Consider the following 1106-nt stretch of genomic DNA (forward strand, 5'->3'; position numbering starts at 1 on the left):
GGCATCCGGCGCTACAGCGCCTGCGGAACCTCCGGTTCCATCAGACCGACAACGACGCCGTGCTCGCCTACAGCAAGCGCACGGGTACGGACACGGTCATCGTGGTCGTCAACCTCGACCCGCACCACACCCAGGAGGCAACGGTCTCGTTGGACATGCCGCGACTCGGCCTGGACTGGGACGCCGCCCCGTCCGTGCACGACGAACTGACGGGCGAGACGTACCACTGGGGCAGGACCAACTACGTGCGACTCACGCCCGGCCGGGCGCCGGCGCACGTGCTCCACGTCGGGCGATCGACGCCCCAGATCGGAGGGCCCGCAGCGTCATGACCGTCAACGACCCCGTACCGGACACCTTCGAGGACACTCCCGCCAAGGACCGGGACCCGGAGTGGTTCAAACGCGCCGTCTTCTACGAGGTCCTGGTCCGCTCCTTCCAGGACAGCAACGGCGACGGCGTCGGCGACCTGAAGGGCCTGACCGCCAAGCTCGACTATCTCCAGTGGCTGGGGGTCGACTGCCTGTGGCTGCCGCCATTCTTCAAGTCGCCGCTGCGGGACGGCGGTTACGACGTCTCCGACTACACCGCCGTCCTCCCGGAGTTCGGTGACCTCGCCGACTTCGTGGAGTTCGTGGACGCCGCGCACCAGCGCGGCATGCGCGTGATCATCGACTTCGTCATGAACCACACCAGCGACCAGCACCCGTGGTTCCAGGAGTCCCGCAAGAACCCCGACGGCCCCTACGGGGACTACTACATGTGGGCCGACGACGACAAGCAGTACCAGGACGCCCGGATCATCTTCGTCGACACCGAGTCCTCCAACTGGACCTTCGACCCGGTCCGCGGCCAGTACTACTTCCACCGCTTCTTCTCGCACCAGCCGGATCTGAACTACGAGAACCCGGCCGTGCAGGAGGAGATCCTGGCCGCCCTGCGGTTCTGGCTGGACCTGGGCATCGACGGCTACCGCCTGGACGCGGTGCCCTACCTCTACGCCGAGGAGGGCACCAACTGCGAGAACCTGCCCGCCACGCACGCCTTCCTGAAGCGGGTCCGGCGCGAGATCGACGCGATGTACCCGGACACCGTCCTGCTGGCGG

General features: G+C 67.2%; 2 protein-coding genes. Both read left to right on the forward strand.

What is annotated here, in order from left to right; all coding sequences use genetic code 11:
- On the forward strand, window positions 1-332 hold a 332-nt coding region (locus tag C3492_RS43830; RefSeq protein ID WP_181140871.1), incomplete at its 5' end, for an alpha-glucosidase C-terminal domain-containing protein.
- On the forward strand, window positions 329-1106 hold a 778-nt coding region (locus C3492_RS43835; protein ID WP_258056272.1), incomplete at its 3' end, for an alpha-amylase family glycosyl hydrolase. The genes C3492_RS43830 and C3492_RS43835, both read left to right, overlap by 4 nt.

This window comes from Streptomyces sp. Ru62 (assembly GCF_002920615.1).
In the GTDB taxonomy this organism is placed as follows: domain Bacteria; phylum Actinomycetota; class Actinomycetes; order Streptomycetales; family Streptomycetaceae; genus Streptomyces.